This is a genomic window from Peribacillus sp. N1, from assembly GCF_054600815.1.
This window is the reverse complement of sequence record NZ_BAAHZO010000001.1, coordinates 999733-1015035: the sequence shown is the minus strand read 5'-3', so window position 1 is coordinate 1015035 and position 15303 is coordinate 999733. Positions and strand designations below refer to the sequence as shown.

Annotated in this window: 10 protein-coding genes; 8 read left to right on the top strand and 2 right to left on the bottom strand. The window is 39.3% G+C overall.

Annotation, left to right across the window (positions count from 1 at the left end):
• The first annotated feature begins 127 nt into the window (after positions 1-127).
• Positions 128-1369 (top strand): MFS transporter, encoded by a 1242-nt coding sequence (locus ACYP5M_RS04775; protein ID WP_101225447.1) that lies wholly within the window; start codon positions 128-130, stop codon positions 1367-1369.
• Positions 1370-1437: 68 nt separating this feature from the next.
• On the opposite strand, the gene ACYP5M_RS04770 is transcribed toward ACYP5M_RS04775, so the two are convergent.
• Positions 1438-2304 carry a helix-turn-helix domain-containing protein gene (locus ACYP5M_RS04770; RefSeq protein ID WP_459734723.1) on the bottom strand — a complete coding sequence of 289 codons (867 nt, stop codon included), beginning with the start codon at positions 2302-2304 and terminating at the stop codon, positions 1438-1440.
• A gap of 194 nt (positions 2305-2498) precedes the next feature.
• Between ACYP5M_RS04770 and ACYP5M_RS04765 the strand changes: the two genes are divergently transcribed.
• From ACYP5M_RS04765 to ACYP5M_RS04750, 4 genes are all read left to right on the top strand, one after another.
• A complete protein-coding gene (locus ACYP5M_RS04765) occupies positions 2499-4004 on the top strand; it encodes a UxaA family hydrolase (protein ID WP_459734722.1) in 1506 nt (501 codons plus the stop codon).
• A gap of 45 nt (positions 4005-4049) precedes the next feature.
• Entirely contained in the window at positions 4050-5063 is a 1014-nt protein-coding gene (locus ACYP5M_RS04760; protein ID WP_101225444.1) for a zinc-binding alcohol dehydrogenase family protein, read from the top strand.
• 80 nt (positions 5064-5143) lie between these two features.
• Positions 5144-6631, top strand: a complete 1488-nt coding sequence (locus ACYP5M_RS04755) for a tagaturonate reductase (protein WP_459734721.1) — start codon at positions 5144-5146, stop codon at positions 6629-6631.
• Positions 6632-6953: 322 nt separating this feature from the next.
• On the top strand, positions 6954-7658 hold the full coding sequence (locus ACYP5M_RS04750; RefSeq protein WP_101225442.1) for a TerC family protein: 705 nt from the start codon (positions 6954-6956) through the stop codon (positions 7656-7658).
• 189 nt (positions 7659-7847) lie between these two features.
• Here ACYP5M_RS04750 and ACYP5M_RS04745 read toward each other — a convergent pair whose 3' ends face one another.
• Entirely contained in the window at positions 7848-9329 is a 1482-nt protein-coding gene (locus ACYP5M_RS04745; protein ID WP_241590872.1) for an aldehyde dehydrogenase family protein, read from the bottom strand.
• 510 nt (positions 9330-9839) lie between these two features.
• Here ACYP5M_RS04745 and ACYP5M_RS04740 point away from each other — a divergent pair.
• From ACYP5M_RS04740 to ACYP5M_RS04730, 3 genes are all read left to right on the top strand, one after another.
• Entirely contained in the window at positions 9840-11672 is a 1833-nt protein-coding gene (locus tag ACYP5M_RS04740) for a sigma-54-dependent Fis family transcriptional regulator (RefSeq protein ID WP_459734720.1), read from the top strand.
• Between the two features lie 243 nt (positions 11673-11915).
• Positions 11916-13046, top strand: a complete 1131-nt coding sequence (locus ACYP5M_RS04735) for a histidine kinase N-terminal domain-containing protein (protein WP_459734719.1) — start codon at positions 11916-11918, stop codon at positions 13044-13046.
• Between the two features lie 814 nt (positions 13047-13860).
• A complete protein-coding gene (locus tag ACYP5M_RS04730; protein ID WP_459734900.1) occupies positions 13861-15279 on the top strand; it encodes an amino acid permease in 1419 nt (472 codons plus the stop codon).
• Positions 15280-15303: the final 24 nt, after the last annotated feature.

Here is a 15303-nt window from a genome sequence, read left to right as displayed (position 1 = left end):
GCGCTTTTTTTACGGGGATTCTAAACCGATTTAGTTTTTGGGTCATATAGGTTTTACTCTTGGTTATTAAATGGAAACGTTTCCAAAAATGCTGCTGCATTTATAGAAACGTATAGGGGGGTTCTTTATGTTTTCAAATGGTAGAGGAATGGTTATCGTTTTCTTGTTCTTGGCAGGGGTAATAAATTATCTGGACCGATCTGCACTATCCATTGCAGCTCCGTTCATCCAAGATGATTTATCCCTAACAGCAACACAGATGGGAATTATCTTTAGTAGCTTTTCAGTTGGTTATGCCGTATTTAACTTCCTTGGAGGCATGGCGTCCGATAAATGGGGAGCAAAGCTTACGCTTTTCGTGGCAATGATCGTTTGGTCATTATTCAGTGGTGCACTTGTGCTTGCTGTCGGTTTTGCCAGTATGATAGTCATCCGCATCTTGTTTGGGATGGGCGAAGGCCCTCTTTCAGCAACCATCAATAAAATGGTGAATAACTGGTTCCCGTCAAATCAACGGGCATCTGTCGTTGGTCTGACGAATAGCGGGACTCCGCTTGGTGGCGCAATCGCAGGTCCAATAGTTGGATTCATTGCCATCTCATATGGATGGAGAGTTTCTTTCATTGCCATAATGATAATTGGTCTTATTTGGGCGATTTGCTGGTGGAAGTTCGTTAAAGAAAAACCACAAGAGTCAAAAGAACAGAAACATACAGGAAAATCTTATGTAGCGGCAACATCGGAAGGAAAGGTGAAATTCACCTTTTATTTAAAACAAAAAACTGTTTTATTTACAGCTCTAGCCTTTTTCTCCTACAACTATATTCTCTTCTTTTTCTTAACTTGGTTCCCAAGCTATTTGGTGGATGCACGCGGCCTAAGTGTGGAAAATATGAGTATCATTACAGTGATTCCTTGGATTTTTGGATTCATCGGACTTGCTTTGGGTGGATTCGTGTCGGATTTCTTCTTTAAAAAATTCGCTCAAAAAGGTGTTTTATTCTCACGTAAACTCGTGCTTGTAACATGCTTGTTCTTATCGGCAGTATGTATCGGTTTTGCCGGACTTGTATCCACGACGGTCAGTGCGGTAACGCTTGTAGCACTTTCCGTCTTCTTCCTATATTTGACTGGTGCCATTTACTGGGCAATCGTCAACGATGTCGTAGACCCTGGTAATGTTGGATCTGTTGGAGGTTTTATGCATTTCTTGGCAAATACAGCAGGAATCATCGGACCGACGTTAACAGGATACATTGTCGATACCTCAGGCACATACACAGTTGCATTCTTGCTTGCTGGTGGATTGGCCATCGTTGCATCGCTTGCAGTCATCCGTTTTGTACGACCGATAGTAAAGCCTGCGTAATAGATTGTTAGAATGGAAGTGTCTCCCAAAGGGAAGACACTTCCATTTTTCATTTGTATTAGGCACGCCTAGCGAATCCGATTTTCTTTTCGAAATGTAGCTGGTGTCTTTTCATTGTATTTCTTAAAGGTACGATAAAATTGGGGAATGCTTTCAAAACCACACATTTCAGCAATATGGGCAATGGTGTGATTCGTTTCCAGCAAAAGTTCCTTTGCCCTGATGATTCTTTTCGTGTTTAGATACACGATTAAGCCAATTCCAGTCGTTTCCTTAAAAACTCTGCTGAAGTGAGCGGGACTGACCAAAGCTTTTTGTGCAAGTGCCGTCAGTGTTAATGGTTCATCAATATGTTCATTAATATAGATTAAAATATCTTTGATCCATTCTGAGCTATAGCTGCCCTCGGATAAATCCTCTTTGCCATTTATCCGGGTACGGTATAAATCAAGTATGATCTGATGAACGATCAGCAAACAAGCATGCCTCGAGCCTATTAATTGGCTAGTTGTTTCTTGCAGGATGAGCTGTAGCTGTTCCTCCAACTTTACTTGCTCCTTCTGCGGCAATGATATTTTGTAATTCTTACTCTTTTTTGTCAGATCAAACAAGTGTAAATATGAAAAAGAATCATCAACCACATCTTTATATATTAATGTGGGACTGAAAAAGATAATGGTGGAGGTGACAGGGTCGTCCTTATTCGGTAATGCCCTATGAATGGTATTATTCGGGATCAGAAATACATCCCCTTGCTGCATATCATAAAACACATCACCGATAAAAAAGGTCCCTTTACCGTTATAAACATAAACAATTTCATAATAGTCATGCATATGATCGGACAATTCATTCTGGGGACTTTTCGTATCTTGATAGACAAATGAGAATGGGAAGAGTAAATCATGGTTTAATGCATTATGAATTTTTTTCATTTGTTCATCTCCTGAAAGTATAATACAACAAGAATGAGTATATTTATAGCAAAAAACGCAATTTATATCTCGTAAATTGATGTTAAAATTAAAATAGATTTAAAAATTAAAAAATTCAAGGGAAAAATGAAAGGGCTTTCGAAATGAATTGACGTTTGGTTCTGAACGTCTTACTCATGATAAGGAGGGACAAAATGAATAAATATGTTCAATTGCATTCAAATGATGATGTTGTTATTTCCTTGGAGGGAATTCATAAAGGACAGAGCTTCCAGATTCAAACAGAAGACAGTGGAATGATCCATATCAAGGCAAATGACGACATTCCTAAAGGGCATAAAATGTTAGTGAAACCGGTTAAACGAGGGGAGGACGTAATCAAATTTGGCTACTCGATCGGAAAAGCTAAAGAAGATATCTCCATTGGCGATTGGGTTCACACCCATAATTTAGCATCCGGTTTGCAAGGTATATTGGATTATTCCTATCAACCTAGCATTCAAGATACAAATGAGCCAAGTCAAAATCATACCTTCCAAGGATATATCCGTGAAAATGGGGAAGTGGGTATCCGGAATGAAATCTGGATCATCAATACGGTAGGCTGCATCAATAAAACATGTGAACTTCTCGCTAAAATGGGCAATGAGCAGTTTAAAGATCGTCAAATCGATGGGATTCATCACTTTTCCCACCCCTACGGTTGTTCTCAATTGGGAGATGATTTGACCCATACGCAGAAACTGTTGGCAGCCTTGGCTCAACATCCAAATGCAGCAGGGGTTTTAGTTGTAGGATTAGGGTGTGAGAACAATCAAATCGAAGCATTTAAAGAAGCCATAGGCGAATTTCCTCCTCATCGGATTAAATTTTTAAAAGCCCAGGAGGTTCAAGATGAATTGGAGAGCGGCTTAAGTTTAATGGGGGAATTAGTGGAATATGCGGAAAGGTTCGTACGCCAGACCGTACCAGTTTCAAAGTTGAAAATAGGCTTGAAGTGCGGTGGTTCCGATGGTTTTTCAGGCATTACCGCTAATCCATTGGTTGGTGCGGTTTCCGACTTAATAGTGGAAAATGGCGGGACCACGATATTGACAGAGGTTCCTGAGATGTTTGGAGCGGAAACGATATTGATGAACAGGGCAAGGGATGAAGAAACCTTTAAGAAAATCGTTGGCCTTATTAATGATTTCAAACAGTATTTCATTCGCCATGATCAGGAAATTTATGAAAACCCTTCACCTGGAAACAAGGAAGGCGGCATAAGTACACTGGAGGAAAAATCACTTGGATGTACACAAAAAGGGGGCCATGCCACTGTAGTGGATGTAAGCCCATATGGACAACGAGTAGAGAAGCATGGTTTGAATTTAATCAATTCTCCTGGCAATGACCTGATTTCGGTGACGGCTTTGGCAGCAGCCGGCGCACATATCGTTCTATTCACTACGGGAAGGGGAACGCCGTTTGGGGGACCGGTGCCTACTGTAAAAATAGCTACGAATTCGGATTTAGCCGATCGTAAAAAGCACTGGATTGATTATAATGCCGGGCGGTTGATAGAAGGTCAAAAGATCGATGAATTAAAGGACGATTTATTCCATTACATTCTGGAGCTTTCAACAGGTAAAAAGAAAACGAATAATGAAAAATTCGGATATAGGGAGATAAGCATCTTTAAAGAAGGAGTCATTCTCTAATACATACACAATTTCTATCAAGTTATTAAAAAGGAGTGTTATTCAGTGAAAAGTATCGTTTGTGAACAACCTTTTGAATTTAAGATGATACAGTCGGAAAAACCAGTTCCAAACTCAGGGGAAGCTTTGATTCGTGTGCGGCGCATAGGTATATGCGGAACGGATATTCATGCCTATGGAGGCAATCAACCCTTTTTTAGCTATCCTCGAATACTTGGCCATGAATTATCCGGTTTTATTGAGTCGATACCGGAAAATGAATCTGGGCTTAATGTCGGGGATCAAGTATCGATCATCCCCTATATGGAATGTGGAGAATGCCTGGCTTGCAGAAGTGGAAAAACGAATTGCTGTACGGATATGAAAGTGTTGGGTGTACATGCTGAAGGCGGCATGAGTGAGTGGATTACGGTTCCTTATAATCATTTGGTGAGAACCGAGGGTCTCACACTTGACCAATCCGCAATGATAGAGCCTTTAAGTATAGGGGCTCACGCAGTTAGGCGCGCTGCTATTCATAAAGGGGAATTTGCACTTGTAATTGGTGCTGGGCCAATTGGCTTGGGAGTCATGGCATTCGCTAAAGAACAGGGTGCTAAGGTGATCGCAATGGATGTAAATGATGAACGCCTTGCGTTTGCCGGCAAATGGGCAAATGCCGATTATACTTTGAATGTTTTGGAGAATCCAATGGAGAAATTAGCCCAATTGACGAATGGAGATATGCCAAGCGTGGTATTTGATGCGACAGGTAATGCTAAGTCAATGATGGATTCATTTAAATACCCTGCTCACGGCGGAAGATTGATTTATGTAGGTTTAGTTAAAGCGGATATTTCCTTTAATGATCCTGAATTCCATAGTAAAGAGCTTACATTAATGGGAAGCCGCAATGCAACAAGGGATGACTTTGATTATGTCGTGAATACGCTGAAAAATGATTTGTTGGATATGAGCCAGTATATTACCCACCGCACACATTTGGATGAAATGATCAATCAGTTTGAAGGTTGGTTAACTCCTGAAGCTAAAGTGATCAAGGCCATTGTCGAAATATGAACATTAGTACGCTGTCATAAGGAAACCACATAAAACGCAATCCGAATTGGATATTTCTATTAGAAAGGAGTTCCTTGATCATGAACCTAAATAAAAGTCAACTGAAGCATCTGAGTAAAGATACAAACGCTGCCCAATATTCACATATGATGGAACTTCCCATGAAAGTATTGCAAATAGGGGAGGGGAATTTTCTTCGAGGCTTCTTTGATTGGATGATTCATGAATGTAATAAACAAGGACATTTCATGGGAAGTATTGCAGTTACCCAGCCCCGCCCCGCCGGAAAAGGGAAAATAGAGGAAGTAAAGCGGCAAGATGGAATGTATACATTAATGTTACGTGGTTTTCACCAAGGCGGGAAAGTGGAACATACAGAGATCATTTCCGTTTTTTCAAAGGTAATTGATCCATATGAAGAATGGATGGAATTTTTAGCACTATCAGAAAATCCTGAATTGGAATTTGTAGTTTCCAACACGACTGAAGCAGGACTCAAATACCAGCCGATTCCTTTGGAAGAAGGAAAGCCGATTGAATCTTTTCCAGGAAAGCTGACTGCTTTTTTGTATCATCGCTATCTGCATTTCAACGGGGATGCGAAAAAGGGACTGATCATGCTTCCATGTGAGCTTTTAGAGAGAAATGGTGATTCATTGAAGCAATATGTTCTTAAGCATAGCAGGGATTGGGGTTTACCAAAGCCATTCATGGAGTGGGTGGACCGGGACAACCTATTCCTAAACTCGCTTGTAGACCGTATCGTTACAGGATTTCCAGCCAATGAGTCGGACAACCTATTTGCTGAATGGGGATACAAGGATACTCTGCTAAATACGGCAGAACCCTACCATTTATGGGCTATTGAAGGTGACCCTTGTATTGATCAACGTCTTCCTTTACAACAATCCGGCTTAAATGTGCATTGGGTAAAAGATTTGACACCTTATCAAATGAGGAAGGTAAGGATACTTAATGGTTCACATACCTTGTTGGCTCCTTTAGGCATTTTATCTGGATTGGAAGAAGTAAAACAGGCAATCGATCATCCGGAATTCAGCCAATTTCTGAGCAATGCCATCGAAAAGGAAATAATTCCTTCATTACCTTTTGATCAAAATGAGATGATGCAATATGGGGAAAGTGTTCTTGAGCGATTTAAGAATCCTTTTGTACATCACCTCCTGGCCGATATCTCGCTGAACAGTATTTCGAAGTTCAAGGCTCGTCTCCTGCCTACATTGGAGGAATATCATAAGGCGAAAGGCAGGCTGCCCGACTGTATCATAAAAGGCTTTTCGGGCCTGATCCGATTTTATAGGGTTAACGAAACCAAGGGGAGTTATATTGGTAAAAGCTTTGCGGGTAAAGTCTATGTCGTTAGAGATGATTTAAAGGCAATTGAATTTTTCAGGGAACAATGGCTTCGTTATGAGAGGGAAGAAATCCCGCTTAGACAATTGGTAGAGGCAACGTTGAGTAATCAATATCTATGGGGGAAGGATTTGAGCGGTATCCCTAACCTTGGAAACGAATTATGCCAATATCTAGAAGGGATGATTGACTGAAATTATCCGTTGAAAGGATTTGGACAAGGTTAAGTTCATGAATAACATTACTATCTATTATTTTTTTCTTTATTTTATTTGTATTTTTGGTATACTGAATTAGTGATATTTTTTCTTGGTAGTTTCCTAATGGAAAGATATTAAAAGAATTACATATTCTTTATTCCCGTGAAGGGGAGTAGCGTCAGGGATAACCTGAAATAAAGTCGTCATTACGTGGGAATCCCACCGGCTTTATTGGCCTAATTCATTTAGTGCTTAGCGAGACCTTTGCCATTTATGGCAGAGGTCTCTTTATTTTTGTAAAAAGGAGGAATTTATGTTGGATTTTTTAACAGGTGAATTCATTTCAGGACTTTTAGCGATCATTATGATAGATTTGGTTCTAGCCGGTGATAATGCGATCCTTATTGGATTGGCTGCAAGAAAGCTTCCAAAAGAACAGCAAAAAAAGGTGATAATATGGGGAGCGGTCGGCGCAATTGTGATAAGGATCATTGCAACGCTGCTGGTTGTTTGGCTATTAGAGGTGCCGGGACTGCATTTAATAGGGGGATTACTTCTTGTATGGATTGCTTATAAGCTCCTTATCGATGAAGAAGAACATGATGTGAAGCCTGCAGACTCTATGTGGGCTGCTATAAAAACCATTATTATTGCAGATGCATTGATGGGATTGGACAATGTCCTAGCGGTTGCAGGTGCTTCTCATGGTAACTTCACTTTAGTGGTGATCGGTTTACTTGTATCAATTCCAGTAGTGATGTATGGAAGCACTTTGATCCTGAAACTGATCGAACGCTTCCCATTCATCATAATAATTGGTGCGGGAATACTAGGCTGGACAGCTTCTAAAATGATCGTAGCTGAACCTTTCATGCACGACTACTTTGCAAATCCCTTCATTAAATATGGATTTGAAGCAATAGTGGTAATTGGAATCCTGGTAGCCGGGATTTCAAGACAGAAAAATATCGAAAAAGAAAAAGCAAACAGAGAAAAAATGCAAATCGAACGTAATGGATAATTGATACAAAGAGACCTTTCGAAATGAAAGGTCTCTTCTTTTTGTCTATGCCATATAAGTACAAAACAAGAAAAAGGATGTACCAAAGTCCGCACTTTGGTATATCCTTTTGCGAATTAGCAAACGATAACATGCACTTCAATCATGATATCTTAGCCAAATGAGCATATGGAGCATTCACCCTATTTATTAGTTTAAGTTAATCCATACACTTTTGACTTCCGTATAATTATCCAAAGCATAACTGCCCATTTCCCGACCGATTCCACTTTGTTTATAACCGCCAAATGGGGAAGCTGCATCAAATGCGTTATAGCAGTTTACCCAAACTGTACCTGCTTTTAATTCATTAGCCACATAATGGGCTTTTTTTACATCCTGTGTCCATAAACCTGCAGCCAATCCATATTCTGAGTTATTTGCACGGTTTATCACATCATCCAAATCGTCAAAAGGCATCGCAGCTACAACAGGACCGAAGATTTCCTCTTTAGCGATTGTCATTTCGTCTTCAACGCCTGCAAATATTGTAGGAGTTACAAAATAACCTTCTCCTTGTCCGTAATTACCCCCGGTAACCACTTCAGCTCCTTCAGACTTTCCTTTTTCAATATAACCTCCGACTCTTTCCATTTGTTCACTGGATACCAAAGGACCTATCTGGGTAGATGGATCAAGACCGGCCCCTTGTTTAATGTTTTTTGCGTGGGACACTAAGTCAGCTACCACGTTATCATAGGATTTCTTTTGAATGTACAGGCGGGAACCGGCACAGCAAACTTGTCCTTGATTAAACATGATGCCCATTAAAGCTCCAGGAATGGCTTTACTCATATCTGCATCCGGTAAAATGATATTAGGTGATTTCCCGCCTAATTCCAACGAGATTTTTTTTACGGTTCCCGAAGCTTGGCGCATGATCATTTTCCCTACTGAGGTTGAACCAGTAAAGGCAATTTTATCGACATCAGGATGATCTACAAGCGGTGACCCTGCTGTTTCACCAAATCCAGGTATAACATTGAGAACGCCAGGAGGAAAACCTGCTTCAAGCGCCAATTGACCTAAATATAATGCTGAAAGCGGCGTTTGCTCCGCTGGTTTTAAAACGATCGTACATCCCGTTGCAAGGGCTGCGCCTAATTTCCATGCGGCCATAAGTAAAGGGAAATTCCAAGGGATGATCTGCCCTACCACCCCGACTGCTTCATGACGGGTATAATTGAAGTAATTCCCAGCAACAGGTATTGTTTGTCCCACTATCTTAGTGGTCCATCCAGCATAATAACGGAAGTGATCAATTGCAAGGGGGACATCGGCATTGGTGGTTTCGCCAATCGGCTTGCCATTATCCAGGGTATCCAATTGTGCTAACGCTTCTTTATGTTCCTCCATGAGGTCCGCTAATTTATAAATGAGGCGACTGCGTTCCGATGCACTCATTTTTTTCCATGGACCGTTGTCGAAAGCCTTACGGGCTGCTTTGACTGCTTTATCTACATCTTCCGGACCTGCTTCACTCACAACCGCTAAAACCTTGCCGTTTGAAGGATCGAGGGTCTCAAAGGTTTTTCCTGAAGCAGCTTCCACCAATTCCCCATTAATCAAAAGCTTTTTAGTGCCCTTCAAGAATTCCTGCACTCTCGGATTAAGTTTAATAGTTTGTTCCATGTATAATACCCCTTTTCATTTGGATTTTAAGTTCGATATTTGTTCGGACAATGGCGTTCCTCTAAGTAAAAGGATCAGGCATAATCTTATGTTTTTGATACTATTCTCATTGACTGACTTGCAGCAAGTCTGAATATCTTTAAAAACTGGATTACTTGAATTCTTACCCCCCTTATCATAAGGAATCAATTTCTCGACATGTAATTATGCAAGACTTATGCCATAACAAAAAACCAATGAAACCAGCTAAAGAAGATGCTGGAGGGACATGGGAAGGTGGCAAACTGTTCCATATTGGAACAGGAAGTTGTACCAATATGGAACAAAAAAGTTTAGAAGTTGGCATAATGCGTTTTCATTTTGGTGGGTATCTGAATTTTCTGTTATAATTAAACTGAATGAACGAACCCTAAATGCTCTGAAACTTTGGATTACATAGAGTTTCATTAATGAAATTGAATAAAAAACAGTGGCCGATTTACTGGATTATACATACGGGAGGATTATTCAATGTCTGTTAATATAAGCTCGGATAAAGGAACCGTACCGGCATTTATTCAAGAATCATGGCAGCGGTGCATTTCGAAGGGACTTCAGCCAAGCATGATGGATAGGGAAGATATGCTTGGTGCATTCGAGTTGGCCGAATACCACGATCGATATGCGGAACTCCTGTACCATTCTTCTCCCATTTTAGAAGAAGTTTATCGCTCGATTAATGGTTTGGAGTCCATTTTATTACTTGCTGCTCCTGAAGGATATATCATTGAAACAGTTGGGGATCCAGCTTTCATTAGGCATGCAGATAATGTTTCCCTAAGAAAAGGGGCTAATTGGCTAGAGGAATCAAAAGGAACAAATGCGATAGGAACAGCCATAGTAGAGAAAAACCCTGTACTAATTCATGGCAGTCAACACTTTCATCAGGATAACCATTTCCTTACTTGTGCCGCATCGCCCATTTATCACCCTGAGGGGCATCTGCTTGGTGTTCTGAATTTAAGCAGTCATCAACAGAATTATCATCCTTTTTCCATTAGTTTAGTTCAGAGGGTGGCTGATAGCATCAAACAAGCACTCTTATTGTCACATACACAAAAAAGGGAGAAAAACCTTTATTTTATATATGATTCATACCCTGATCCGTTAATTACCCTTGATAAAGAGGGAAAAGTTACAGATCTCAATATAGCGGCGTCACATGTTATCGGCACAATGGAAAAACCAGTATCGAATATAATATCAGGTACAGACCCACTTGTTTTAGAACAGAAGGTTTCAATTAAGGACCAGGAATTCCTGGTTCAAACCCTTGGTAAAAATATAGAACATCAATCCTCCGTGATCGTAAGGTTAAAAAAACAAAAATTGATTGATGGTTTAAAAACTAATCGTTATCAATTTACCGATATAATAAGTAATGATCCGCAAATGAATCAAACCATATCCATTGCTAAAAGAGCTGCAGCGCTTGATATCAGCCTGCTAATCACTGGGGAGAGCGGAACGGGAAAAGAACTGTTCGCTCAATCCATTCATGGGGTTAGCTTAAGAAGTGATAAACCATTCATCGCCATCAATTGCAGCGCAATTCCCGAAAACTTATTGGAAAGTGAGTTATTTGGATATGAAAAGGGTGCCTTTACTGGCGCAAAAAGCGGCGGGCATAAGGGGAAATTCGAAGCTGCAGATGGCGGTACCCTGTTTTTGGATGAAATCGGGGACATGCCGCTTAAAGCTCAAGCGACTCTGCTCCGTGTGCTTCAGGAACGATGTGTGACGCGCGTCGGAGGACATGCTTCCATTCCAATCGATGTAAGGGTCATTGCCGCCACCAACAAAGACTTACAAAAAGGAATTGAAGCTGGGGAATTCCGTGCAGATCTATTTTTCCGTCTTTGTGGATTGTCTTTAAAACTTCCAAATCTAAGGAGTCGTAAAGATTTATTGCTGTTAGCAGAATATATTTTAACGGATTTACCTTATAAGAGCGAACATACCGAACTAACTGACGAAGCTAAAACATTCATTTTGGAATATTCGTGGTCAGGTAATTTCCGTGAATTGCAAAATGTGCTGGGACAGGCTGCATTCCTAGCTGATAATGGCCCGATTACAAGGGAATTGGTTGAGGCACTTTGTCCTGCTTCTTCCATGACGCATGAGGAAGGGGCAAATGCCGATCGAGAACCAAGAAACTTTCAAGAACAAGAAACCCTACTTATAAGGAATGCATTGGAACGAACAAATGGGAATATCAGTAACGCAGCGAAACAACTCGACATCGGCCGTAATACGCTATATAGAAAAATGAAAAAGTATGGAATCAACTTTCAAAAGTAAGAGACTCACAGTATATAAAAAAATATGAAGGATCTTTTTATGACAATTTCAGATTCCCGACCTGATTTGGTCGGTTCTTTGTTATCGCAAGTAACTATATGCGGACTAGCATACCTGTCTCCTTATAAGCAACATTTCACCTAAAAAACAATAAATAATGAAGTGCAGGATATCAAAATCTCATATAGAATGATGTTATTGATGTAGTAACTAAATTCCGCAAGGGGATGTGTGGTCAATAGTATGGAGTTGTCATCTGAACATAAGAAGTATAAACATATATTGATTCAATATTTGGAAGAAAATGAATCTGTGTTTTTAAATGAATGGAACGAGACTATTAAGATCAATGAAATAGACCCCTACAAAGATAGAATTAAGGAAAATGGTTATGGGATGTACTCACTGGTCATCCAAACGTTCAAGGAGGTATTGTCTGATGATGTGCTGATAAAATTGGCGTACCAAGTTGCAAAAGAACGTCTTGAAGCAAATATCAACATTGGGGATTTTCTATATAATATCAATTTGGGAAGAAATATCATAATCAGAAATGTTTTTGGCGCCAATATCCCAATTAAATATATGCAGAGATTCATTAATGACATTAACCTGCACTTTGATACGTTCAGCTACCATGCAGTAACTAGATATACGAATCTTACAAATGAAGTGATTGAGGAAAAAAAGTCTTATATTAGTGAAAACCACAAAGATAAATTAGCGGTACTGGGTCAAATATCATCAAGCTTTGTACATGAGTTCCGTAACCCTCTTACAGCTATAATGGGGTTCAATAAATTATTGAAGAGGGAGAATCCTGACTTGAAATATTTGGATATCATTGATTATGAGTTAAACCAGTTGAATTTCAGGATAACCCAATTCCTCCATACCTCTAAATCTGATTTTAATGAAGAACAAAGAGAGGAAATTGCCGTATTAAAGTTAATTGAAGAAATACAAGAATTGACATATGCAAATATTGTGGATGCCAGCGTTAATGTGGAAATAGATATTTATCCAAACTTCGTCATGACAGCGAGCAAGGATGGGTTAAAACAAGTGTTCTTGAATCTTTTTATTAATTCCATTGATGCCTTAAAGGATAAGGAACATCCTAGAATTTTGAGGATAAACTCTTTATTTGAGGCGAATGAAAGAATAATTCGAATTTCAAATAATGGACCGGCCATTGCCAGTGAATTGATCGAATCTATTTTTGAGCCCTTTGTCACAACGAAAGAATTAGGAACGGGAATTGGATTATATGTATGTAAAAAGATCATTGAAAGTAATGATGGATATATGAATTGTGTCTCCAATGAAAATTTAACCACATTCAGCATCCATTTCCCCGAAGTTCAGTACTGAATCATAAGGGTTTCATACATATCAGTAGGGTAATTTACATACAGCATTATATACATATTGAATTTTTTCGAAGCTTGTAAACATAGAGTTTTAATTATTAGAAGGAGGGGCATACCGGTTCTGCCGGTGTTTTACATATAATCATTCTCAGTGAAAATAAATTTATTTGGAAGATGCCAAGAAATCATAATTAGGATTTTAGCATCTTCTTTTTTATCCCTGTATTTTTCAGTATATATGTGTCGAAATAATAAAAGAAAACAAATAAATTGTCATTTTTTGATTCGTTTATGAATCGAAAAGGGTCGATAATTAATGTATGAATCGAAAATTGAAATAATAATTCAATATTGAATCGTTTTAAATACATAAAAGCGTTAAACCCTAATAAAATAACTATCCTTTTTTTGGCATGGATATTGCTTTTATTATATATGTATAAAATTTTAGTGAGAGAGGGTGCTTTTATTAAAAAGGAAGTGTAAGGAAAGAAAGGGTAGAGCGGGATACCTATATTTTTACATAAAAGGACTTCACTCAACATAAAGTGCAAAAACAGCAAGGTTCTTTGTACTTTCAGTTGAGGTGCTGATGTTAGTAAAGAGGGAATATAAATCGAAAAGCGGTTACGGTTAATAGAGTATATGCTGTGCAATATACATATAACGATCGTGAATTTGGCCTCATTAAAACTAATGATGAAACGGGAATAGGACTGCACTGTAAACATCGTTTTGAATGAAAGATTTCTACTAAGGTACCCATGAGCAATGGTTTACTGTACAAAACGGAAATTAGACAGTTTTAAAGGATGGTGACAATAGTGGCACTTCAAACAAATGAATTGAAACATGGTCTTAAGACCAGGCATGTCACAATGATTTCTATTGGCGGGGTAATTGGGGCAGGACTATTTATCGGAAGCGGAACAATAATAGATTCAGCTGGGCCTGGTGCTATTTTATCCTATATAATCGCTGGATTGATGATCGTGCTTATAATGCGTATGCTGGGTGAAATGGCTGTGGTAAATCCTGATAGCGGATCCTTTTCAACATATGCGCATCAAGCATTTGGTCCCTGGGCCGGATACACGATCGGCTGGTTATACTGGTTCAACTGGGTTATCATCATTGCTATAGAAACTACGTTATTGGGTACTATGATTCATGATTGGTTTCCTGGTATACCCATGTGGGCTGCTAGTCTATCCTTCCCTATATTAATGACGATTACGAATATCTATTCAGTCAAAGCTTATGGGGAATTTGAATACTGGTTAGCTTTCATGAAAGTGGCTGCCATTGTAATATTCCTCTTCCTGGGTGCCGCCATGATTTTCGGATTTGTTCCGGGATTTGATTCACCAGGCCTTTCAAACATTACTGGAGATGGAGGATTTTTACCAAAAGGGTTTCTGCCTGTCCTTCTTAGTGTGATTTTCATTACTTTCTCTTTATCGGGAAGTGAGGTAGCTGCCATTGCTGCAGGAGAGTCTGAAAACCCTGAAAAAAATATTATTAGAGCCATAAACAGTGTTGTATGGCGTCTCCTTCTTTTCTTTGTTGGTTCAGTGACCGTGTTGGTTCTCGTAATCCCCCAAGGGGCTGAAGATTTACTGAAAACCCCCTATGCCAGCGTATTTGACATGGCAGGCCTGCCGGCAGCGGGTCAAATCATGAATATCGTAATCTTCACTTCATTGCTTTCTGTTTTGAATTCAGGCCTTTATACAAGCTCTCGTATGCTATATTCTTTATCAAAAAAAGGTGATGCACCGAAAATTCTTTCCCGAGTGAATAAGCGGGGAATCCCGATTTGGGCGTTAATGGCAAGTGTTTTCTTTGCTTACGTGTTCACGACATTTAAATTTGTTTCTCCTGATAAATTGTTTGCTTTCCTCGCAAACAGCTCTGGAGGAGTCACTATGATCATGTATATCTTTATCGCCTTTTCTCATCTATATTTACGGAAAAAGACGGAAAAAGAAAATCCCGGGACACTCAAAGTGAAAATGTGGCTATTCCCTTATTTAACCTACGTGACCATTGCCGTATTATTTATTATATTCGTTGCTCAGGCGTTCATTGATTCCATGAGATTGCAATTCTTTCTTACAACTCTTCTCACTATTCTAGTAATTGGGTCATACTTTCTGTTTTATCATAAGAAAAAGCTAATTACTCCTGAACAAGATGCAAAACTAAAAAACATTCACGTTAAGGAAGGGTAATGGATACAGTAGTTTTATCAATTA

Coding starts and splice junctions, on each gene's coding strand:
- ACYP5M_RS04775 (WP_101225447.1), top strand. CDS start 128: ATGTTTTCAAATGGTAGAGGAATGGTTATCGTTTTCTTGTTCTTGGCA.
- ACYP5M_RS04770 (WP_459734723.1), bottom strand. CDS start 2,304: ATGAAAAAAATTCATAATGCATTAAACCATGATTTACTCTTCCCATTC.
- ACYP5M_RS04765 (WP_459734722.1), top strand. CDS start 2,499: ATGAATAAATATGTTCAATTGCATTCAAATGATGATGTTGTTATTTCC.
- ACYP5M_RS04755 (WP_459734721.1), top strand. CDS start 5,144: ATGAACCTAAATAAAAGTCAACTGAAGCATCTGAGTAAAGATACAAAC.
- ACYP5M_RS04745 (WP_241590872.1), bottom strand. CDS start 9,329: ATGGAACAAACTATTAAACTTAATCCGAGAGTGCAGGAATTCTTGAAG.
- ACYP5M_RS04740 (WP_459734720.1), top strand. CDS start 9,840: ATGTCTGTTAATATAAGCTCGGATAAAGGAACCGTACCGGCATTTATT.
- ACYP5M_RS04735 (WP_459734719.1), top strand. CDS start 11,916: ATGGAGTTGTCATCTGAACATAAGAAGTATAAACATATATTGATTCAA.